Origin of the sequence: Nakamurella panacisegetis (genome assembly GCF_900104535.1) — a bacterium.
In the GTDB taxonomy this organism is placed as follows: domain Bacteria; phylum Actinomycetota; class Actinomycetes; order Mycobacteriales; family Nakamurellaceae; genus Nakamurella; species Nakamurella panacisegetis.
In genome coordinates, this window is record NZ_LT629710.1 from 2,951,410 (window position 1) to 2,972,061 (window position 20,652).

Annotated in this window: 18 protein-coding genes; 10 read left to right on the forward strand and 8 right to left on the reverse strand. The window is 68.8% G+C overall.

What is annotated here, in order from left to right:
• Positions 1–383 precede the first annotated feature (383 nt).
• The 6 genes from BLS97_RS13155 (at position 384) to BLS97_RS13180 (ending at position 7,313) form a co-directional block, all read left to right on the forward strand.
• Positions 384–1,643 (forward strand): BMP family lipoprotein, encoded by a 1,260-nt coding sequence (locus BLS97_RS13155; RefSeq protein ID WP_197676165.1) that lies wholly within the window; start codon positions 384–386, stop codon positions 1,641–1,643.
• Between the two features lie 149 nt (positions 1,644–1,792).
• Entirely contained in the window at positions 1,793–3,355 is a 1,563-nt protein-coding gene (locus tag BLS97_RS13160; protein ID WP_172832273.1) for an ABC transporter ATP-binding protein, read from the forward strand.
• Position 3,356: 1 nt separating this feature from the next.
• The gene (locus tag BLS97_RS13165) at positions 3,357–4,466 is read left to right on the forward strand and encodes an ABC transporter permease (protein ID WP_231988092.1); all 1,110 of its coding nucleotides are present in this window, start codon (positions 3,357–3,359) and stop codon (positions 4,464–4,466) included.
• Positions 4,463–5,722: an ABC transporter permease gene (locus BLS97_RS13170; protein ID WP_090476545.1), complete on the forward strand. Its 1,260-nt coding sequence runs from the start codon at positions 4,463–4,465 to the stop codon at positions 5,720–5,722. The genes BLS97_RS13165 and BLS97_RS13170 overlap by 4 nt, the downstream gene beginning before the upstream one ends.
• A gap of 2 nt (positions 5,723–5,724) precedes the next feature.
• Entirely contained in the window at positions 5,725–6,117 is a 393-nt protein-coding gene (locus tag BLS97_RS13175) for a cytidine deaminase (RefSeq protein ID WP_090476547.1), read from the forward strand.
• On the forward strand, positions 6,114–7,313 hold the full coding sequence (locus BLS97_RS13180) for an amidohydrolase family protein (RefSeq protein WP_090476549.1): 1,200 nt from the start codon (positions 6,114–6,116) through the stop codon (positions 7,311–7,313). The genes BLS97_RS13175 and BLS97_RS13180 overlap by 4 nt, the downstream gene beginning before the upstream one ends.
• Before the next feature lie 105 nt (positions 7,314–7,418).
• On the opposite strand, the gene BLS97_RS13185 is transcribed toward BLS97_RS13180, so the two are convergent.
• Together BLS97_RS13185 and BLS97_RS13190 are read right to left on the reverse strand one after the other, a co-directional pair.
• Entirely contained in the window at positions 7,419–7,880 is a 462-nt protein-coding gene (locus BLS97_RS13185; protein WP_090482155.1) for an Hsp20/alpha crystallin family protein, read from the reverse strand.
• 173 nt (positions 7,881–8,053) lie between these two features.
• On the reverse strand, positions 8,054–8,959 hold the full coding sequence (locus BLS97_RS13190) for a class I SAM-dependent methyltransferase (protein ID WP_090476551.1): 906 nt from the start codon (positions 8,957–8,959) through the stop codon (positions 8,054–8,056).
• Positions 8,960–9,118: 159 nt separating this feature from the next.
• Here BLS97_RS13190 and BLS97_RS13195 point away from each other — a divergent pair, with 159 nt between their 5' ends.
• On the forward strand, positions 9,119–10,465 hold the full coding sequence (locus tag BLS97_RS13195; RefSeq protein ID WP_090476553.1) for an amidohydrolase: 1,347 nt from the start codon (positions 9,119–9,121) through the stop codon (positions 10,463–10,465).
• A 120-nt stretch (positions 10,466–10,585) separates the two neighbouring features.
• On the opposite strand, the gene BLS97_RS13200 is transcribed toward BLS97_RS13195, so the two are convergent.
• Positions 10,586–11,320, reverse strand: coding sequence for a creatininase family protein (locus tag BLS97_RS13200; RefSeq protein ID WP_090476555.1), 735 nt, complete (start codon positions 11,318–11,320; stop codon positions 10,586–10,588).
• The gene (gene deoD, locus BLS97_RS13205; protein WP_090476557.1) at positions 11,317–12,027 is read right to left on the reverse strand and encodes a purine-nucleoside phosphorylase; all 711 of its coding nucleotides are present in this window, start codon (positions 12,025–12,027) and stop codon (positions 11,317–11,319) included. The genes BLS97_RS13200 and deoD overlap by 4 nt, the downstream gene beginning before the upstream one ends.
• 172 nt (positions 12,028–12,199) lie before the next feature.
• Here deoD and BLS97_RS13210 point away from each other — a divergent pair, with 172 nt between their 5' ends.
• Positions 12,200–13,486, forward strand: a complete 1,287-nt coding sequence (locus BLS97_RS13210) for a thymidine phosphorylase (protein ID WP_090476559.1) — start codon at positions 12,200–12,202, stop codon at positions 13,484–13,486.
• Positions 13,487–13,501: 15 nt separating this feature from the next.
• On the opposite strand, the gene BLS97_RS13215 is transcribed toward BLS97_RS13210, so the two are convergent.
• Entirely contained in the window at positions 13,502–14,305 is an 804-nt protein-coding gene (locus BLS97_RS13215; protein ID WP_090476561.1) for an ABC transporter permease, read from the reverse strand.
• A complete protein-coding gene (locus BLS97_RS13220) occupies positions 14,302–15,276 on the reverse strand; it encodes an ATP-binding cassette domain-containing protein (protein WP_090476563.1) in 975 nt (324 codons plus the stop codon). Before BLS97_RS13220 ends, BLS97_RS13215 begins: the two co-directional genes overlap by 4 nt.
• Before the next feature lie 121 nt (positions 15,277–15,397).
• Between BLS97_RS13220 and BLS97_RS13225 the strand changes: the two genes are divergently transcribed.
• Entirely contained in the window at positions 15,398–16,498 is a 1,101-nt protein-coding gene (locus BLS97_RS13225; RefSeq protein ID WP_090476565.1) for an adenosine deaminase, read from the forward strand.
• A 197-nt stretch (positions 16,499–16,695) separates the two neighbouring features.
• Entirely contained in the window at positions 16,696–17,709 is a 1,014-nt protein-coding gene (locus BLS97_RS13230) for a type IV toxin-antitoxin system AbiEi family antitoxin domain-containing protein (protein ID WP_090476567.1), read from the forward strand.
• Positions 17,710–17,820: 111 nt separating this feature from the next.
• Here the strand turns inward: BLS97_RS13230 and BLS97_RS13235 are convergent, their stop codons facing one another.
• Both BLS97_RS13235 and gabT read right to left on the reverse strand, forming a co-directional pair.
• The gene (locus BLS97_RS13235; RefSeq protein WP_090476569.1) at positions 17,821–19,059 is read right to left on the reverse strand and encodes a hypothetical protein; all 1,239 of its coding nucleotides are present in this window, start codon (positions 19,057–19,059) and stop codon (positions 17,821–17,823) included.
• A 246-nt stretch (positions 19,060–19,305) separates the two neighbouring features.
• Positions 19,306–20,646 (reverse strand): 4-aminobutyrate--2-oxoglutarate transaminase, encoded by a 1,341-nt coding sequence (gabT, locus tag BLS97_RS13240; RefSeq protein WP_090476573.1) that lies wholly within the window; start codon positions 20,644–20,646, stop codon positions 19,306–19,308.
• Between the last annotated feature and the right edge of the window lie 6 nt (positions 20,647–20,652).

Sequence of the window (20,652 nt, forward strand, 5' to 3'; positions counted from 1 at the left end):
ATTGGATCAGCGGCTGGTCCGATGCTAACCCCGGCTTCACGACGCCAGCGACCGGGCGCGATGTGACCCTGTTGACACACCGTGTTCATCGGGCGGCGCCCCGAGGAGGTTTGACTGCTGACAACAACCCGTCCGATGCCCGGTCGGGAAGGGCCAACTGGCTGATCCTGACGGACACGATCCGTCCCCATCGCGGTGCTGACGCAAGATTTCCGGCCACCCACCCGTTTGGAGCACGATTCGGTTACGGACCCGATCGCGGGGTCGCGGCGCGGCACCGCGCGCAGGTAGCGTCCCGTCGGTATTGGGCCCGTCGGCGTAGACGCCCCCGAAATGAAGCCCGACCCCGTCCGGGGGCGGGCAGGACACGAAAAGGAGAACACGTGCTTCGCGCTCGTAACCTGACTCTGATCGCCGGGGTCGCCGCGGCGGCCCTCGTGCTGTCTGCGTGTAGTTCCAAGAGCAGCTCCTCCGCGACATCGAGCGCCGGCAGTGCTGCTTCGGCCGCATCGAGCGCCATGAGCTCCTCTGCTCCCACCTCCGGTGCCATGACGTCCGGTGCCATGACGTCCGGTGCCATGACGTCCGGCGCGATGACCTCCGGTGCCATGACGTCCGGTGCGGCGACCTCGTCGGGCGCCGCGACCTCCGGGTCGGCCACCTTTCCGGCCATGACCGGCGATCCGTCGACCGTCAAGCTCGGCATGGCCTACGACGGACCCAAGGGCGACCAGTCCTTCACCGACTCGGCGGCCCGTGGCGTCGCTGCGGCCACCGGCAAGGGCATCAAGCTGGTCGCCGAACTCGCGGCCTCGGTCGGCGAGCCCGATCAGAAGAAGGTCGACCGTCTGAGCCAGCTCGTCGACCAGGGCGCCAACACGATCATCGCCGTCGGTTTCGACTACGCCGGCCCCATGGGCACGGTCGCCGCCGCGAACCCGAAGGTCAACTTCGCGATCGTGGACGACTCGTCCCTGTCCGACCCGACCCGCAAGGGCGGCGCGCTGAAGAACGTCGCGTCCCTGACCTTCGCCGCCGAGCAGTCCTCCTTCCTGGTCGGCGTGGCCGCCGCGCTCAAGTCGAAGACCTCCCACGTCGGCTTCATCGGCGGGGTCAACACGCCGCTGATCAACACCTTCCAGGCCGGTTTCGACGCGGGCGTCAAGGCCGCCAACCCGAGCGTCAAGGTCGACAACAAGAACATCACCGAGCCGCCGGACTACAGCGGCTTCAACGCCCCCGACAAGGGCGAGACCATCGCCAAGGGCATGTACGGCGGGGGCGCGGACATCGTCTACTCCGCCGCCGGCGGTAGCGGCAACGGCGTGTTCAAGGCGGCCAAGGCGGCCAACAAGCTCGCCATCGGCGTCGACTCCGACCAGTACAACCTGCCGACACTGGCTTCGGTGAAGTCGGTGATCATGACCTCGGCCGTCAAGAACGTCGACGTCGCGGTCTACAACATGATCAGCTCGGTCGCTGCGGGCAAGCCGCTGACCGGCGTCCAGGTCTACGACCTGAAGAACGGCGGTGTCGGCATCTCCTACTCCGGTGGCGCCATCGACGACATCAAGTCCAAGATCGACGACTACCAGGCCAAGATCATCGCGGGCACCATCAAGGTCCCGACGACCCTCAGCTAGCGGTCTCCTTCTCCTGACAGGGTTCGGCGGCGCCGCAGACAGTTTCTTGCGGCGTCGCCGGACCCTGATTTGCTTCACCTGCTGATCTATCCTCGGGCCAGGTCGTGTCCGAAAGAAGTCAATCCAGCCCGCGCAGAGCAGGAGCACGAGTGAGTACAGCCCCCACCGCGACCGATGCGCCGCCCCTGGCCGTCCGTCTGACGGGTATCACCAAGCGGTACCCCGGTGTCGTGGCCAACTCCGACATCAACCTCAGTGTCCGTCGGGCGAGCGTCCATGCTCTGGTCGGGGAGAACGGGGCCGGCAAGTCGACGTTGATGAAGACTCTGTTCGGACTCCACCAGCCGGACGAGGGCACCATCGAGGTGAACGGCGAGGTGAAGTCGTTCCACTCACCGGCCGACGCCATCGCCGCCGGGATCGGCATGGTGCACCAGCACTTCATGCTGGCTGACAACCTCACCGTGTGGGAGAACGTCGTCCTGGGGTCGGAGCCGGTGTCCGGCGGTCGGTTGGACGGGGCCAGGGCGCGGGCCGACATCGCCCACATCGGGCAGCGGTACGGCCTCCACGTCGACCCGAATGCCCTCGTCGAAGAGCTCGGGGTCGGGGCGCGGCAGCGGGTCGAGATCATCAAGGTGCTCTATCGCGGGGCCAAGATCCTGATCCTCGACGAACCGACCGCGGTGCTCGTGCCGCAGGAGGTCGAGGAACTCTTCGGGAACCTGAACGATCTGAAGGCCGAAGGCCTGACCATCATCTTCATCTCGCACAAGCTTGACGAGGTCAGGGCCATCGCTGACGAGATCACCGTCATCCGCCGCGGGACCACGGTCGGCACAGCCGATCCGAAGTCCGTCACCAACCGGCAGTTGGCCGAGCTGATGGTCGGTTCGGCGTTGCCGGTGCCCGAGTTGCGTGAATCCACCGTGACCGATCGGGAGACCCTGTCGATGGTCGGCGTCCGGGTCGCCGGCCCCGAAGGCCGTGACGTGCTCACCGATATCAATCTGACCATCCACTCCGGCGAGGTGCTCGGGATTGCCGGAGTCGAAGGCAACGGCCAGGCCGAACTGGTCGACGCGATCATGGGCATCGTGCCGATCGCCGACGGCAAGATCTGGCTCAACGGCACCGAGATCAACCACTACAGCACCCTGAAGCGGCGAGAGGCCGGCATCGGGTTCATCCCCGAGGACCGGCACCGGCAGGGGTTGACCCTGGAGGCCTCGCTCTGGGAGAACCGCGCACTCGGCTTCCAGACGCGGCCGCCGGTGAAGAAGGGCATCCTGTTCGACCGGGCGGCGACGAAGGCCGACACCCGACGCGTCATCGAGCAGTTCGACGTCCGTACCCCCGGGATCGACGTCCTGGCCGCCGCGCTGTCCGGTGGCAACCAGCAGAAGCTGATCGTCGGTCGCGAGATGAGCGGCGATCCCGTTCTGCTCATCGCCTCCCATCCCACCCGTGGGGTCGACGTCGGCGCCCAGGCCGCCATCTGGGAGCACCTGCGCCGGGCCCGGGCCGCGGGTCTGGCCGTACTGCTCATCTCCGCGGATCTGGAGGAACTCATCGGCATGTCCGACACCTTGACCGTCATCCTGCGCGGCCGGCTGGTCGGCCAGTTCGACCCGAAGGTGGTCACGCCCGAGAGCCTGGGCGTCGCCATGACGGGCGGCCACGACGCGGCCGACGAACTGACGGAGGCCTGACATGACGATGTCCGGACGCAAACTCGCGCTCGGCGCGGCCGGTCCGATCGGCGCCCTACTGGTGTCGGCGATCATCTCCTCGATCATCCTGCTGCTCACCCAGCACAACCCGTGGGACGCCTTCTCGGCCATGGGCGGCGCCTTCGGCAAGTCCCGGGTGCTCATCGGCACCCTGAACCAGGCCGCCTCGTACTATCTGGCCGCGGTCGCGGTGGCCATCGGCTTCAAGATGGGTCTGCTGAACATCGGTGTCGACGGGCAGTACCGGCTGGCCGCGATGCTGGCCGCGGCGCTGGCCGGGGCCGGCTTCATGGACGGCCTGCCGTCCGTGCTCCGGGTGACGATGACGATCGTGCTGGCGATGATCGTGGGCGCGTTCTGGGCCGGGATCGCCGTCTGGCTGAAGGTCAGCCGGGGCGTCAGCGAGGTCATCAGCACGATCATGCTCAACGCGATCGCCACCGGCATCGTGGCGTATCTACTGGCGCCGGGCCGGCTGGCCGTCCAATCCGGCAACAACCTGGGGACCCGGGTGATCACCGACGGCGGTCAGGTCCCGGTGATCCACGTCAGCGGTTCGCTGACCAACATCTACACGCTCACCCTGCTGGCCGTCGTGGTCGGCATCGGATACGCGTTCCTGTTGAACCGCACCATTTTCGGCTTCTCCATCAAGGCCACCGGCATGAACCCGGCGGCGGCCGTCGCCAGCGGGATCAGCGCGAAGAAGATGGCCGTCTCGGCCATGCTGATCTCCGGGGCCGTGGCCGGCCTGGTCGGTATGCCCGAGTTGCTCAACGGCGACGCGGCGCAGTACTCCATCAACTTCCCGTCCGGCCTCGGGTTCATCGGCATCGCGATCGCGCTGCTCGGCCGAAACCACCCGCTGGGCATCGTGTTCGCCGCCCTGCTGTGGTCGGCGCTCGACTCGTCGGCCAATGCCCTGCAGGGGGTCGGCATCCCGAACCAACTCGTGACGATCATGCAGGCGACCATCCTGCTGTCGGTGGTCATCGCGTACGAGATCGTCCGGCGGTACGGCGTGGCCCTGGAACAACGAGAAGTCGCGCGGGCCCTGGCCGCGTCGCAGAGAACGGCGGTGGCGGCATGACGACGCTGGACGAGGACGCCCCGATCACCCGGGCCGCCCCGGCGACCAGGTCGCGGAAGTTGCCACCGGTCGTCTGGGTCGGTGTGGTGTTCTCCGGACTGATCCTGATCTCGCTGGTCCGGTTGGTCACCGGCGCCGACAACCTCGATTCGGTCGGCGCCGTGCAATCGGCCATCCTGGCCGCGGTTCCCATTGCCATGGCCGGACTCTCGGGTCTGTGGTCGGAACGAGCCGGCGTGGTCAACATCGGCCTCGAGGGCATGATGATCCTGGGTACCTTCGGCGCCGGTTGGGCCGGGTACCAGTGGGGTCCGTGGGCCGGCGTCGCGTTCGGCATCATCTGTGGCGTCCTCGGCGGCCTGCTGCTCGGGCTGGCCGCCATCACCTTCGGGGTCGACCACATCATCGCCGGTGTGGCCATCTCGATCATCGCGCCCGGGCTCACCCTGTTCCTGTCCCAGCTGTTGTTCGCCAACGCCCCGGGTGGCGGTGACCAGCAGTCGCCACCGGTGTCCGACGTCTACAAGATCACCATCCCGGGTCTGTCCGACTGGCTGAACACCTTGCAGGGCAAGGGCTGGTTCCTGATCTCCGACATCGCCGGCATCCTCGGCGGCACGCTGACCCAGCTGTCCCTGCTCACCGTCATCGCCGCCCTGCTGATCATCTTCTCCGGCTTCGTGCTCTGGCGGACCCGGTTCGGCCTTCGGCTGCGCTCGGTCGGCGAGGCGCCCTACGCCGCCGAGTCGCTCGGGGTCAACGTGGTGCGCTACAAGTACATCGGGGTGATCGTGTCCGGTGCCATGTCCGGATTCGCCGGTGCGTTCCTGGTGGTCGGGCAGAACTACATCAACGGGCAGACCGCCGGGCGGGGCTATATCGGCCTGGCCGCGTTGATCTTCGGCAACTGGCGTCCGGGCGGAATGGCCTCGGGGGCGGTCCTGTTCGGCTACACCCAGGGCGTCGGCCTGTTCGACAGCGACGGCACGGCGATGAGAGCCTTCCTGCTCCTGGTCACGGCGGCCCTGGTCCTGGTGGCCATCCTCCAGATCCGGCGCGGGCAGCGCATGGTCGGGGTGGTCGCGCTGTTGATCGGAGTGCTCTGCCTGGTCTGGTTCATGCTGACCACGTCGCTGCCCGGGCAGCTCGTGACCGCGGCCCCCTACGCGATCACCCTGCTCGTCATGGGTCTCGCGTCCCAACGTCTGCGGCCGCCGAAAGCGGACGGCCTGCCGTACCGGAAGGGCAGTCACTGACCATGGCCGACTACGACTGGGAAGCGTTGCGTGCCTTGGCCGTGGAGGCCGCGCACCTGGCCTACTGTCCGTACTCCGGGCTGCAGGTCGGCGTCGCCGCGGTGGTCGACGACGGCCGGATCATCACCGGATGCAACGTGGAGAACGCTTCGTACGGGCTGGGTCTGTGTGCCGAATGCTCGTTGGTGGGGCAGCTGAGGTTGACCGGCGGCGGACGCCTGGTCGCGCTGGCCTGCCGCTCCGGCGCCGGTGACCTGCTGATGCCGTGCGGCCGCTGCCGCCAGGTGATCTACGAGTTCGGCGGCCCGGAGCTGCTGGTGGACACCCCGTCCGGCATCAAGCCGATGTCCTGGGTGCTGCCCGATGCCTTCGGCCCGGAACACCTCCCGGCATGACGTCGCTGGATTCGGTGGCCGTCTTCGACGGCGTCTCCGACCTGGGGGCTCGCTCGTTGAGCTGGACCGGTGACTCGATCACGGCGGTGGGCGAACCGACCGGCGAGGCGCAGTACAGCGTCATTCCGGGCCTGGTCGACACGCACGTCCATCTGCTCGGGTACGCCGGTGGCCGGTCGAACGTGCGCGGGTTCGACACCTTCACCTGGCCGCTGGTGACCATCCGCGAGGAACAGACGCTGCACGCCACGGCGAACGCCCAGAAGGCCATGCGTCTGGGCGTCACCACCCTGCGCGACCTCGGCGCCGACGAGACGCAGGCCGCCATCGGCCGCGTGTTCGACGCCGGGATCCTGCCCGGCCCACGCCTGCTGGCCTCCGGCCCGGTCGGGATGACGGCCGGCCACCTGGATCTGTTCACCCCGCGGGCGGTGACCGACCGTCCGCCGACCGCCGATTCGCCCGACGCCTGCCGAGCTCTGGTGCGGCGATGGGCCCGGGCCGGCCTGACCGGCATCAAGACCTACACCAGCGGCGGTGTGCTCTCGATGGGCGACAAGGTGGCCTGGCGCAACCACACTCGTGCCGAGATCGCCGCCACCGTGGACGAGGCGCACGCGCTGGGCATGTTGGTCGCCTGCCACACCCATTCGGCCGAGGGCATCCAGATCGCCCTCGACGAGGGCATGGATTCGATCGAGCACGGCACCGGGATGACGCTGGATCAGGCGGCGGTGCTGGCCCGACGCGGGATCCCGGTGGCGCCGACCCTGCTGATCAACGACATGATCGCCCGGGCCGAGGTACCCGTGTCCGACGAGGCGCAATCCATTGCCGCGGCCCTGGTCTCGGCCCGGGACGAGTTGCTCCGGGGCGCCGCCCAGGCCGGCGTCCGGTTCGTCCTGGGTACCGACGCAAACGGCTACTTCCTGGAGTTCGGGGACCAGTGGCGCGAACTCGTCCGGATGGTCGAGGTGCTCGGCCACTCACCGGCCCAGGCGTTGCGGGCGGCGACCTCGGACGCCGCCTCGGCGGTCGGGCTGGGCACGTCGGTGGGGACCATCGCCCCGGGATTCGGCGCGGATTTCCTGGTCATGAAAGGGCGCCCGTGGCAGGACGTCTCGCTTCTGGATCCGGACAACATCGTCGCCGTCGTGTGCCGCGGACAGGTTGTCGCCGGGGCGTTGCCCGCCTGATCGGCTTGCTCGGTGTCACCTGACCGGCCGGTGGTATGCGGGCGCTCGCGTTCCCGCGCTGGTGGTCCCGCGCACGGTCCGGAGGCCGGCGCGGGACCGAGCGGCTCAGCCCTTCCCGGAGGTGGCCCCGGCGTCGGCGCTCTCGATCACCCTTGGCGTGTCCTTGGTCTCGATGCTGATCCGGCGCGGCTTGGACTGTTCGGCCAGCGGGATGGTCACCGACAGCACGCCGTTGGCGTAGGTGGCGGCGATCTTCTGGACGTCGATACCCTCGCCCAGCGCGAGCTGGCGGCGGAAGGTGCCGGTGAATCGTTCCGAACCGATCCACTGCACGTCTTCGTCACCCCGGGCGGTCCGTTGCGCGGTGATGGTCAGGGTCCCGTTCTCGACGTTCAGGTCGACCGAGCCGGGGTCGACCCCGGGCAGGTCGGCGTGCAGCACATAGTGGTCACCCGAACGGTAGAGATCCATCGGCATGAATCGCGGCACCCGGGCGGTGCCGGCCATGGCGCCGGTCATCTGCGAGGTCAGGCGGTCCAGGTCACGGAATGGATCAAAGGTCAGCACAGCGATCACCTCCTACGACATCAACGGCGGCCCGGGCGGCGGCCGTTACGAGGCTGTGCACCTTCCGTTTTAGCACTCGACGCCTCCGAGTGCCAGTCGTCCGGCCGGGTGAAACTGATTGTCCGGCCGCACTTGTCGATCTTGCGGGGCGGGGAATCGGCCGGATTCGGGCGCTACCGGGCGGCTCCGTCGGCGGTCAGGTGGAACGCCGGGGCCGACCAGTAGTCGGTCAGTGGCCGCACCGTGACGTTCCGGAAACCGGCGTCGGCGACCTGCGCCCGCCAGAACTCTGCGGTGTGCTCCCAGTTGGTGCGTGGTGTCGTGGGGGTGATCTGGCCGAGCAGCACCGGCATCAGGAAGCCCTGGGCGACGAGGTCGCGGGTGTCGTCGTACTCGGCCAACCCACGCTCGTACCGGGCGGCCAGGCCGCGCAGGTGCTCGGCGCTCCCGGCCTTCTCGTCGGGCACGTCGAAGTCGATGATCACCAGCCGGTCGACCCGCTGGGCGAGCTGCCGCAGAGCGGCGGACCGCGGGCCTGGTTCGATGGACTGCAGCGCGAAGGTCGACTGCGCGAGGTCCCAGCGCTGGGTGGCCGGGGCCGAGTCCAGGAACGGGTTCAGGCCCATCCGCCAGGCGGTGATCCGGATCGGCAGCGCTGTGGCCGTGAGGGCGGCCAGGGCATGGTCGAGCAGGTCCTGGCCGGGTTCGACCAGGTCGAGTTCGGGGGGCACCGTGGCGGATTGCCGCAGGGCCGGTACCAGGGCCAGGCCGTTGCCGCACCCGATGTCCAGCAACGACCCGGCCCCGGGGTAGGAGCGGGCCAGAGCGGCGCTGGTCCGGCGGTAGAGATCGACGTTGCCCCCGCCGGCGATGAACGCCTCGAACGCTCCCGGCCGGTCGTAGACGCCGTCGTGCTCGGACGTCCGGAGGTAGGTGGACAGGGCCACCCCGAGCAGCGATCCGATGTCGGCCGATCGATCGGCCAGGGTCGCTGCCTCGTCGAGCGATCCGCGCCCGGCCGCGCGCAGACTCTGCGTGTTGAGTTCGACGAAACGTTGGTCAACGGTGGTGTCGGTCATCCATCCTCGTCCTGCCTGGGTGGTGTCGTCCTGGCCAACCTATCCGCCCCGCGCCGCGGGTGTCCGGCCGACCGGTGTGTCGCCGGTGGCGGGTGGCGGCATCCCCGGCTGGGAAACTGGTCCGAGCTGTTCCCGGCCGCGGACGAAAAGGACCACCTCATGCGCAACCCCGAATCGATCGATCTGGCGATCACCGACGTCGTCGCCCTGACCCACACGGCGGACGGAACCATCGAGTTCCTTGACGGGGCAACGATTCTGGTGGCCGACGGGCGGATCGTCTCGGTATCGACCGAGCCGTACTCCGATCCGGCGGCCCGGGTGATCGACGGCCGGGGGCAGGTCGCGATGCCCGGTCTGATCAACTGCCACGCCCACTCGCCGATGGTGATGTTCCGCGGCGCCGCCGAGGACGTCAGCACCTCGGACTGGTTCAACAAGAAGATCTGGCCGATGGAGGTGAATCTGACCGAGTCGGACGTCACCCTCGCCATGCGCCTGGCCTGCGCTGAGATGATCGCCAGCGGCACCACCACGTTTGCCGACCACTACTTCATGATGGACCGGATCGCCGACGTGGTCGACGAGACCGGGATGCGGGCCAACCTGGGCTGGACGTTCTTCTCGTCCGAAGGTCACGCCGGGTTCGACCGCGGCCTCGGGTTCGCCCTGGACCGCAACGGGTCCGCCGATGGACGGATCACCACCTCCCTTGCCCCGCACGCCGAGTACACCGTCAACGACGACGACCTGCGCCGCACGGCCGCCGCCGGACGCGACCACGACCTGCTGGTCCACATCCACGCCGCGGAGAGCCGCATCCAGACCCGGCAGAGTCGCGCCGAGCGCGGACTGTCGCCGATCCAGGTGCTCTCCTCGACCGGCATCCTCGACGGCCGCACCCTGATCGCCCACGGCAAGGGGATCGTGCCGGAGGACCTACCGCTGCTGGCCGCGGCGCGGGGACGGGTCGGCGTCGGCAGCGCTCCGAAGGGATACATGAAGGTGGGGGAGGAGACCACGCCGATCCGGGCGCTGCTGTCGGCCGGAGTGGCGGTCGGGCTGGCGACCGACGGCGCCGCGTCGAACAACACCCTGGACGTGTGGGAATCGATGTTGATGACGTCGTTGATGCAGAAGTACGTCGAGCAGGACGAACTCTGGATGTCGGCCCGTCAGGTGCTCGGGATCGCGACGCTGGGGAGCGCGGCCGCGGTCGGGCTGGGCGGCGTGGCCGGCTCGCTGGCGCCCGGGCACGTCGCCGACGTCATCCTGGTCGATCTGTCCGGTCCGCACACCCAGCCCGTCCACGACCTGGCATCGACGCTGGTGTTCAGCGCTCGCTCGGCCGACATCTCGACCACCATCGTCGCCGGGCAGGTCTTGATGGCCGACCGCCGGCTGCTCACCGTCGACGTCCCGGCGGTGGTCGAGGCGTTGCGGCCGCGTCTGGCCGAGCTCACCGACACCAGCCACGGGAAGTCCATCCAGGACTACGGGTTCTGACGGTCTGCCGGTGCGGGAAGGTCTGCTCGGCACAGCCTTGTCGATCGTGGACGATCGGACGAGCTCCCGGGAATCGGCGCGATGGGTGGCCATTCCCCCCTTGGGACCCTGGCGTGGCTGTCAGCCCGGGAGGGTGGCCAGAAAGGCGTTGACGAGGGCGACCGCCTCGGTGGTGAGGCGATCCAGCAACCGACGGCCGAGATCAGCCGTGGCCGGCCGGGGGTCGCCGAAAACCCCGCTGCGGGAGAGCTTCTCGAGCCCGGTGAGTACGGCCGGGAAGGTCGCCGGGTAGTCCGGGTACTCGGCGACGGCCCGTTCCATGCGCACGTCCTGCGGCTGCAGGTGCAGGACGAGCGAGGTCTCGAACTCCTCCGCGTGGTAGAGCCCGAGGCCGGCCGGTTCGGTCGTGCAGAGGTCGGCCGCGATCTCCGCCATTCCCGGGTAGTTCACGACGAGGATCGGCAGATCCAGATGCTCGCTGATCTCCCGGGCCGCCTGCCGCAGGGGCGCCTGGTTCCCGAAGTCGCCGTTGACGATGACGAATCCGCGGGCCCCCTGCTGCTTCAGGGCGGTGGCGATGTCCTTGGCGATGGCCCGCACCGTGTCGAAGGCGAGAGTCATCGTGCCGGCGAACCCGGCGTTGTCCGAGGTCTGGCCGTAGGGCAACGGCGGCAACAGGATCCCGCCGATCTCTTCGGTGATCCGCCGGGCCAGACCGTCGGCCATGATGGTGTCGGTGGCCAGCGGGAGGTGCGGGCCGTGTTGCTCCAAGGCGCCGAACGGGAGCACCGGCACGGCGCCGGCGGTCAGTGCGGCCCCGAAGTCGGGTGAGCTGATGCGGGCGGCGTCGGTCATCGGCTCAGCGCCGCGGCGATCGCGACCGTCGACATGTCCAGGAAGCAGTCCTCCCGCTGTTTCGGTGTCATCCTCTCGCCGCGGCCCAGGTGGTCGGTCACGGTCAGCAGGGTCAATGCCTCGGCGCGCTCGGCGGCGGCCACGGCGTACAGGGCGGCCGATTCCATCTCCACGGCCAGGGTTCCGTGGGCGATCAGGGCGGCTGCGGTCTCGGGGCGGCTGACGTAGAAATGGTCGGAGGAGAAGATCGGTCCGACCTGCATTTTCACCTCGGCCGTGGCGGCGGCCTCGACGGCCGCGAGCAGCAGGTTGAACGACGGAGCGTGGCTCATCGACACCCCGGGGATGCGGGCCTGGGCCATGGCCGAGTCCGTGTGGGCGGCCGAGGCGGCGATCACGTCGCCCAGCTGCAACGCCTCCTGCATCGCGCCCGCGGTACCCACCCGGATGATGCGCCTCACCCCGAAGAACCGGTACAACTCGGTGGCGTAGATGGTGATCGACGGGCACCCCATACCGGACGCCATGACGGAGATCGGCTGCCCGCCAATGGTTCCGGTGTAGCCGAGGATACCGCGGACGTCGTTGACCAGTCTGGGTTCGTCGAACAGGGCCTCGGCGATCAATTGGGCCCGCCGCGGGTCGCCCGGCATCAGCACCGCCGGAGCGAAGTCGCCGGGGTCGGCATCGATGTGGGGCGTGGACATACGTGTTCTCCCTGGGGTGCGCGAGCCTGCTGTGCGCTCAGGCTAGCGGCCGGGGTCTCACGCGGCGGCCGGCCCCGACCGGTCGACCCTCCGGGAACCGGAAACTCGGAAACGGCGATACTGCAGGGGTCGGCGCCTCCACCCGGGTGGCGCCAGCCACAAGGAGTCGTCCATGTCCGGTTTTGCCGCCGTTGATGTCATTGCCGCCAAGCGGGACCGGCAGGTGCTGACGGACGCGCAGATCGACTGGACGATCTCGTCGTACACCGCCGGCGAGGTCGCCGAGGAGCAGATGTCGGCGCTGCTGATGGCCATCCTGCTCAACGGCATGACGCCGGGTGAGATCGCCCGGTGGACCGCGGCGATGATCGCCTCCGGCATTCGGCTGGACCTGTCCGGGGTCGGCCGTCCGACGGTCGACAAGCACTCGACGGGCGGTGTCGGGGACAAGATCTCGCTGCCGCTGGCGCCACTGGTCGCGGCGTGCGGGGCCGCGGTCCCGCAGTTGTCCGGGCGGGGTCTCGGACACACCGGGGGCACCCTGGACAAGATGGAGTCGATCAGCGGGTGGACGGCCGGGTTGTCGCCGGCGGCGATGATCCGTCAGCTGTCCGACGTCGGTGCGGTGATCTGTGCGGCATCGGCCGATCTGGCGCCGGCCGACCGGAAGCTGTACGCCCTGCGCGACGTCACCGCGACGGTCGAATCGATCCCGATGATCGCGGCGTCGATCATGAGCAAGAAGATCGCCGAGGGTACCGATGCGCTCGTCCTGGACGTCAAGGTCGGATCGGGGGCGTTCATGAAGTCGGTCGATCGGGCCCGGGAGCTGGCCCGGACCATGGTGGACCTCGGCGCCGCCCACGACGTTCGGGTGTCCGCCCTGCTCACCGACATGTCGACCCCGCTCGGAGTGGCGGTGGGAAACGCCATGGAGGTGGCCGAGTCGGTGGAGGTGCTGGCCGGCGGCGGCCCGCCGGACGTGGTGGAGCTGACGATCTCCCTGGCCCGCGAGATGGTGGGCCTGGCCGGACTGGACGTCGACCCGGCGGAGGTACTCGCCTCCGGTGCGGCCATGGATTCCTGGCGGGCGATGATCGCCGCGCAGGGCGGCGACCCCGACTTCGTCCTGCCGCGGCCGAAGGAACGTCATGTGGTCACCGCCGCCGCCGATGGGGTGGTGACCGCGTTGGATGCCCACGCGGTCGGCGTCGCCTCATGGCGTCTCGGGGCGGGCCGGGCGCGCAAGGAGGATCCGATCCAGGCCGCGGCGGGAGTCCTGTGCTTGGCCAAGCCCGGTGCCGCGGTGGTGGTCGGGCAGCCGTTGTTCGAACTGCACACCGACACCCCCGAGCGGTTCGACCAGGCGCTGGCCGATCTGGACGGGGCCCTGCACATCGCGGCCCCCGGAACGGCGGTGCCGCACCGGGTCCTGGTCATCGACGCGGTGCGTGGCTGACCGCTCTTGGCTCGGCTATCGAAGGGCACTGCGGAGGTACTGGCGCACCGCCAAGGGTACGAAGACGGCCAGGAGAATGACGATCCAGATCAGCGTGTAGGTGACCGGGTGCTGGATCGACCAGGCGTTGGAGATCTTGAGCGTCGTCGAGGTGTTGCCGAACAGGTTCCGGATGGCCTGCGTGATGGTGGAGACCGGATTCCAGTCCGCGAACACCCGCAGCACCGTCGGAAATCCGCTGCTCGGGACGAAGGTGTTCGCGACGAAGGTCAGCGGGAAGATCACGATGAAGCTGGCGTTGTTGAACACCTCAGGGGTCCGCACGAGCAGACCGAGCGTGGCCATCAACCACGAGATCGAGAAGGCGAAGACCAACAGCAGGAGGAAGGCTTCCAGCGCCTCGAAGAACGACGTGTGAATGCGCCAGCCGACGATGTAACCGGTGACGGACATGACGAAGATCGTCACGATGTTGAGTCCGATGTCGGCCACCGTTCGGCCGACCAGGACCGCCGACCGCGCCATGGGTAGCGATCGGAAACGGTCGATCAGTCCCTTCTGCAGATCCTCGGCCAGCGACGAACCGGTGATGGTGCTGCCGAAGAAGACCGTCTGCGCGAAGATGCCCGGCAGCAGGAACTCGGCGTATCCGATGCCCCCGGTGGAGATCGCGCTGCCGAACACATACCGGAACAGCAGCACGAACATGATGGGGGACAGGGTGGCGAAGACGATCAGGTCCGGAACCCGCTTGAGCTTGATCAGGTTTCGCTTGGTGATCGTCACACCATCGGCGATGCCTTCGGCGAAGGTCGTCACTTCTTCTCCTTGGAGTCGGCGGCCGGTTCGGTCACCGCGTTGTGCCCGGTGAGGATCAGGAAGACGTCATCGAGGTCGGGTCGGCGCAGTCCGACGTCGATCAGCTCGATGCCCGAACCGCGCCACTTGTCCATGGCCGAGGCCAGGTCGTCGGCGCCGGCGGCGACCGGCATGCTGAGCGTGCGCGCCTGCTCGTCGATGGCGATCGGCTCCGCCGCCAGCGGCGCCAGCAACTCGGCCAGGCCGGCCAGATCCTCGGCGTGCGCGGTGATGAATTCCAGCCGTTGACCGCCGACCTGGGACTTGAGCTGGTCCCCGGTTCCGCGCGCGATCACCCGGCCATGGTCGATGACGACCATCGAGGAGGCCAGCCGGTCGGCCTCCTCCAGGTACTGCGTGGTGAGCAGGATCGTCGTCCCGTCCTTCACCAGGTCGGCGATGAAATCCCACATCCCCTGCCGGCTCCGGGGATCGAGCCCGGTGGTTGGTTCGTCCAGGAACAGCACCTTGGGCCGGGCGATGAGCGACGCGGCGATGTCCAACCGTCGTCGCATGCCGCCGGAGTAGGTCTTGGCCGGTCGCTTCGCGGCGTCGGCCAGGTCGAAACGCTCGAGCAGGTCGGCTCCGCGTCGCCGCGACTCCTTCCGGCCGAGGTGGTAGAGCCGGCCCACCATCTCCAGGTTCTCGGCTCCGGTGAGGTACTCGTCCACCGCGGCGTACTGGCCGGTGAGGCCGATGACCGCCCTGACCTCGTCGGCCTGCCGGGCCACGTCGAGCCCGGCGACCACGGCGCGACCGCTGTCGGCGCGCAACAGAGTGGCCAGGATGCGCACCACCGTCGTCTTCCCGGCGCCGTTGGGCCCGAGGAGGCCGAGCACGGTGCCCTCGGCCACCGCGAGGTCGACCCCGGCCAGCGCCGTGGTCTCGCCGTACCGCTTGGTGAGCCCTTCCGCGACTATCACGTCCGTCATACCAAGAGACGGTAAATGACACCACCGACAGTCCGCTCGTCCACGGACCCGGGAGACGTCCGGTGGTTGCCGTTCACCTGCGGGTTCCGCTCCGGACGCCGGTCCCGGGTAACGTCTGCGGATGCCCATCACGAACACTCCGGCCCTGACCGCAGAGAACATCCGAACGGTGCCGAAGGTCCTGCTGCACGATCATCTGGACGGAGGCGTGCGCCCGGTCACGCTCATCGAACTGGCCGAGCACACCGGATACGCGGAGCTGCCCAGTACGCACCCGGCGGAGTTGGCCCGCTGGTTCTCCGAGGCGGCCTACTCCGGTTCGCTGGAGCGGTATCTGGAGACGTTCTCGCACACGGTCGGGGTGATGCAGACCCGGGACGCGCTCGTCCGGGTCGCCTCCGAGTGTGTCCAGGATCTGGCCGCCGACGGTGTGGTGTACGCGGAGGTGCGTTTTGCGCCGGAGTTGCACACGGAGAAGGGCCTCGACCTGGACGAGGTGGTGCAGGCCGTCCTCGACGGGTTCGCCGCCGGCACGCGGGCCGTCGCCCAGGCCGGACACCGCATCCGGGTCCGGGCGCTGCTCACGGCGATGCGTCACGCGGCCCGATCTCGCGAGATCGCCGACCTGGCGGTCAAGTACCGCGATCAGGAGGTGGCCGGATTCGACATCGCCGGCGCCGAGGCCGGATTCCCGCCCACCCGGCACCTGGACGCCTTCGAATACCTGCGGCGGGAGAATGCGCACTTCACCATTCACGCCGGTGAAGCGTTCGGGTTGCCGTCCATCTGGGAGGCACTGCAATGGTGTGGCGCCGACCGTCTCGGTCACGGGGTCCGCATCATCGACGACATCTCGCTCAATTTCGACGGAACCGCCAACCTCGGCCTGCTCGCCGCGTACGTGCGGGACAAGCGCATCCCCCTGGAGATGGCTCCCACCTCGAACGTCCAGACCGGCGCGGCCGAATCCATCGCCACGCATCCCATCGGCCTGCTGAAGGACCTCGGGTTCCGGGTGACCGTGAACACCGACAACCGATTGATGAGTGGCTGCACGATGACCAGCGAGATGACCGCCCTGGCCGAGGCCTTCGACTACACCTGGGCCGACCTGCGCTGGTTCACGGTGAACGCGATGAAGTCGGCCTTCCTGCCCTTCGACCAACGCCTGGCCATCATCGAGAACGTCATCAAGCCCGGGTACGCCGCCCTCCTCGACTGAGCCCGCCGCCCGTGGGTGGCGTGGATCAACTTCGCAGGCGAGGATGAACTTGACCACTTCTGCCGCTTCCGTCCCAGATCGGCGAAGTTGATCCATGCCGACGTCGGGGCGGCTCGGGTTTGTCCCCATACCGTCGGGTTCTCCACAATTGCGGGGCGCCGGCTGACGGGCGTCGGGACGTGTCGCAGCATCACCACATGACGCGACTGCGCGATGCCCGGATCCTGGCCGAGCTCTTCGATCGATTCGGCGACGTGGTGACCATGTCGGACGCGGCGGCGTCGGGAATCCCGGGCTCCTTGGTCCGGCGAGGGGCCGACAGCGGACTGCTGGTCCGCGTGGCGAAGTCGGCGTTCGTCCGCCGCTCGTCACTCGAGCGGGCCAGCGAATGGGACGCATTTCGGTTGCGTTCCATCGGGTTCGGGCTCTGTTCGGGATCGAACGTGCACCTGACCGGCTGGGGCGCCGCCGCCGTGCTCGGCGTGCCGACCGTTCATGCGCCGCCTCGGCTGGTCACCGGGTTGCGTCCCGGAGATGCCCACCGCGCGCCGGACCGGACCCCGTACGGGCGCACACGTTGGGGCCATCTCCCGTCGTGGCATCGGACGCGGCGGTTCCGGGTGGCGACGGTTGATGCCGCCTACGCCGCGATCGACATCGCCCGGCACTACGGCGCCGTCGCGGGGCTGGTGGCCGCGGACTTCGCACTGCGCTCCGGTGGTCGGCGGGAGAGCCTGGCCCGTCTCGTGGGCGAGATGGTGAACTACCCCGGTATCCAGACGGCCGGCTGGGTGGTCGAACACGCTGACCCGCGAGCCGAGAGTCCGTTGGAAACGTTGGGACGGTTGGCATTTCTGACTCACCGGCGCGAGGCGCCGCTGTCGAACGTCTGGTTCACGGTGGGGCAGCGGCAGTATCGGGTCGATCACTACCTGCCCGAGGACGGCGTGGCCGTCGAGGGCGACGGCGGCACGAAGTACAACGATCGCCCGGACGCGAGCGTGATCGTCAATGCCGAGAAGGATCGTGAGCGTGACCTGCGGTCCGTGGGGGTCGAACTCGCTCGGTACTCCTACGAGGTGGCGATGCACCGTCCGGCCGAGATCCTGCGCCGGGTCGACGTTGCTCGGCGGATCCGCGGCAGCAAGCCCTTGCCGACTTGCTGGTCACTAGATCCTCCGGATGCCATCGGCTGGGCCCGCCGCGCGTAACGACCGGCGGATCCGGCATGGATCAACTTGGCCCGGATGGGACGAGAGTGACGCGAGTCGTCACGTTCGTCCCTGCCTGCGACGTTGATCCATGCCGAACACGGACAACCGTCAGGACTCTTCGCCGTCCCAGTCCAGAGTGCCGGCGAAGCGGTCGACCAGGACGGACCACGCCTGAGCCTCGTCGTCGAACGGGGGCGCGGGGGGCATCCGTCCGGCGTCGGGCTTGATGATCGCGCTGACCAGGCTGGCCAAGGGCGTCGCCGACGAGAGGGCGTCGGTGGTCTCCTCGTCCTTGCGGGCGATAGCGGCGTCGGTCAGCAGTTCCACCGCCAGCTCGAGCTGATGGCGATCCACCGCGTCCGGACCTTCGGTCAGGGCGTCGGCGAGACCATCGAGCACGTAGGTGTTCTCGGGGCCGGCGACCACCACCGCGTCACCGCCGTCGATCGCGTCGCGGACCTCCGGCCAGACGGCCAGGGACGCCAGCTTGTGGTCGGCCCCGGCGTCGGTCAGGTAGTTCTCCAACTTCTCGTCCGAGGAGAAGATCTGGATCCGGTTGGCCTTGGAGAGGAAGACCGGTTCGTCGTCCAGGTAGCAGCGCAGCGTCCAGCCGCTGCGCTCACCGACGGTGATCTCGATGCAGTCGATGCCGATCTCGTCCCAGAAGGCGAGCTCCGGATCGCGTTCACCCTCGGCCAGTTCCTCGACCAGGAGCTCGTCGTCCTCGTCCGGCTCGGGAAGGACGGCGTTGACGGCCACCGCTTCGGCCTCGGCCGCGGCCAGCACCTCGGGGTCGACGTCTGGGGTCTTGACCACGCCGTCGAGGGCCTCGATCACCTCGTCCCAGCGTTTGGCCACGACGGCGCCGATGCCGTCCCAGAGCTTCTCGCCGCGGCGACCGGAGAAGGCGGTTTCGCCCGCCGACAGGACCGAGAATCCGTCGGCCGCGCCGAGCACGTCGTCGATCGCCGGCAGATCGCAGACGTCGGCCAACGAGTGCAGGATCGCGACGGTGTCGGCCAGCTCGGCCAGGGTCCAGATGTCGGGGGCCTCGGCGACCAACTCGGGGACGCCGACGATGTCGAACCGGTGGTCGTCGTCCGGCACCAACTCGTCCGTCATCGCTTCCGAGACGGCGTCCCACTCGGGGTGGTCGGTCAGGTCGTGCTCGTCGCTGCTGCGGATGAAGGCGGCCAGGTGGGCCGGGGTGGGGAACACGTACAGGTCGTCACCGTGCCCGAGGAACGCCTCCCACTCCTCGCCGTCCTCGCGCCAGCGGGGTGCCCACAGCGTCAGGCCGTTGCCGGCCGTCAGACCGAGCGAGATGGGGATGATTTCGGCTGCCACTGGTGGGTCCTCTCAGAACTGATACGACGGTGCCACGGTGCGGCGCCAGCCTATCGGGCCGACCAGGGAACTCCTGCATGGATCAACTTCGCTCATTTGGGACGGGTGTGACAGATGTCGTCAATTTCGTCCATGCCTGCGAAGTTGATCCACGCCGACCACGGGCCGACGCCGACCACGGGCCGACGCCGACCACGGGGCCGACGCCGACCACGGGCCGACCACGGGCCGACGCCGACCCCGGGGCTACAGCGCGCGGACGGCGGCCTCCAGGACGGTGAGGCCCTCGGAGAGGAGCTCCTCGCCGATGACCAGGGGCGGCAGGAGGCGGACGACGTTCCCGTAGGTGCCGCAGGTCAGGATGATGACGCCCTGGGCGTGGCAGGCCTTGGCCACCGCGGCGGCCGCGGCCGCGTCCGGCTCGGTGGAGCCGCCCACGGTGAACTCCAGCGCGATCATGCCGCCGCGTCCCCGGACGTCGCCGATCCGGCCGGTGTCGGCGGCCAGGGCCCGCATCCGGGGGACGATGGCCTCCTCGATCCGGCGGGCGGCGGCGTTGAGGTCCAGCTCCTCCATGGTCGCGATGGCGGCCAGTGCGGCCGCGCAGGCGATCGGGTTGCCGCCGTACGTGCCGCCGAGGCCGCCCGGGTGGACGGCGTCCATGATCTCGGCCCGGCCGGTCACGGCGGCCAGTGGCAGGCCGCCGGCGATCCCCTTGGCCGTGGTGATCAGATCCGGGACGATGCCCTCGTGGTCGGAGGCGAACCATGACCCGGTGCGGCAGAAGCCGGACTGGATCTCGTCGGCGATGAACACGACTCCGTTGCGGGTGCACCACTCCGAGAGCGCCGGCAGGAACCCGTCGGCCGGCACGATGAATCCGCCCTCGCCCTGGATCGGCTCGATCAGCACGGCGGCCACGTCTTCGGCCCCGATCTGCTTCTCGATCATCGAGATGGCCCGGGCCGCAGCGTCTTTCCCGCTCATGCCCTCGACGTCCCGGAACGGGTAGGACATCGGCATCCGGTAGATCTCGCCGGCGAACGGGCCGAACCCCTTTTTGTAGGGCATGGCCTTCGCGGTCAGCGCCATGGTCAGGTTGGTGCGGCCGTGGTAGGCGTGGTCGAACGCGACCACCGCGGTCCGCTTGGTGGCCAGCCGGGCGATCTTGACGGCGTTCTCCACCGCCTCCGAGCCGGAGTTGAACAAAGCGGTGCGCTTCGAATGCCGGCCCGGAGTCAGGGCGTTGAGCTTCTCGGCCACCGCGACGTAGCTCTCGTACGGCGTCACCATGAAGCAGGTGTGGGTGAAGTGCTCCACCGCTTCCCGGACGGCGTCGACGACCCGGGGCGCGGAGTTGCCGACCGAGGTGACGGCGATACCCGAGCCGAGATCGATCAGGGAGTTGCCGTCGATGTCGACGATCACCCCGCCGCCGGCGTCGGCCGTGTAGACCGGGACGGTGGAGGCCACACCGGCCGCCACGGCAGCGGTGCGACGGGCGTGCAGAGCAACGGATTTGGGGCCCGGGATCGCGGTGATCAGGCGTCGTTCCTGAGCGATGTCGGTGCGGAAGGCAATGCTCATGATGGT

Bases quoted from the DNA above. Each gene is read 5' to 3' on its own strand.
- BLS97_RS13165 (WP_231988092.1), top strand. From the start codon at position 3,357: ATGACGATGTCCGGACGCAAACTCGCGCTCGGCGCGGCCGGTCCGATC.
- BLS97_RS13170 (WP_090476545.1), top strand. From the start codon at position 4,463: ATGACGACGCTGGACGAGGACGCCCCGATCACCCGGGCCGCCCCGGCG.
- BLS97_RS13175 (WP_090476547.1), top strand. From the start codon at position 5,725: ATGGCCGACTACGACTGGGAAGCGTTGCGTGCCTTGGCCGTGGAGGCC.
- BLS97_RS13180 (WP_090476549.1), top strand. From the start codon at position 6,114: ATGACGTCGCTGGATTCGGTGGCCGTCTTCGACGGCGTCTCCGACCTG.
- BLS97_RS13190 (WP_090476551.1), bottom strand. From the start codon at position 8,959: ATGACCGACACCACCGTTGACCAACGTTTCGTCGAACTCAACACGCAG.
- BLS97_RS13195 (WP_090476553.1), top strand. From the start codon at position 9,119: ATGCGCAACCCCGAATCGATCGATCTGGCGATCACCGACGTCGTCGCC.
- BLS97_RS13200 (WP_090476555.1), bottom strand. From the start codon at position 11,320: ATGACCGACGCCGCCCGCATCAGCTCACCCGACTTCGGGGCCGCACTG.
- deoD (WP_090476557.1), bottom strand. From the start codon at position 12,027: ATGTCCACGCCCCACATCGATGCCGACCCCGGCGACTTCGCTCCGGCG.
- BLS97_RS13210 (WP_090476559.1), top strand. From the start codon at position 12,200: ATGTCCGGTTTTGCCGCCGTTGATGTCATTGCCGCCAAGCGGGACCGG.
- BLS97_RS13220 (WP_090476563.1), bottom strand. From the start codon at position 15,276: ATGACGGACGTGATAGTCGCGGAAGGGCTCACCAAGCGGTACGGCGAG.
- BLS97_RS13225 (WP_090476565.1), top strand. From the start codon at position 15,398: ATGCCCATCACGAACACTCCGGCCCTGACCGCAGAGAACATCCGAACG.
- BLS97_RS13230 (WP_090476567.1), top strand. From the start codon at position 16,696: ATGACGCGACTGCGCGATGCCCGGATCCTGGCCGAGCTCTTCGATCGA.
- gabT (WP_090476573.1), bottom strand. From the start codon at position 20,646: ATGAGCATTGCCTTCCGCACCGACATCGCTCAGGAACGACGCCTGATC.